Annotated in this window: 1 pseudogene; it reads left to right on the forward strand. The window is 68.5% G+C overall.

Annotated features, from left to right (window positions below):
• A pseudogene (locus tag PUR53_RS01795) lies at window positions 1-148 on the forward strand (glutamate-binding protein); the annotation flags it as partial.
• Between the last annotated feature and the right edge of the window lie 192 nt (window positions 149-340).

Raw genomic sequence — 340 nt, forward strand, 5'->3', positions numbered from 1 at the left:
CGCCGCCCTCGTCCTCGCCCTGACCGCCCCCGCGTGCGGCGGCGACGACAGCACCGGCAACGACGGCGGCTCCGGCTCCGGCGCCGGTGGCGGCGACAAGATCCAGATCGGCATCAAGTCCGACCAGCCCGGTCTCGGCCTGAAAGAACGGAAGACCGTCGGGTAGGGGCGCAAGGGCCGCGGAGGTGTAGATCTCGGGGGGGGCCGCACCCCGAAACAACAAACAAAACACCACCCGCCCCAAACAAAACCCCCCCACACAAACCCCCGCAACCCACCACCACCCCCCCACCACACCCACACAACCCCCCCCCCAAACCCCCACACAACACCAAAAAAC

It is taken from the genome of Streptomyces sp. SP18BB07 (assembly GCF_036322545.1).
Classification (GTDB): domain Bacteria; phylum Actinomycetota; class Actinomycetes; order Streptomycetales; family Streptomycetaceae; genus Streptomyces; species Streptomyces deccanensis.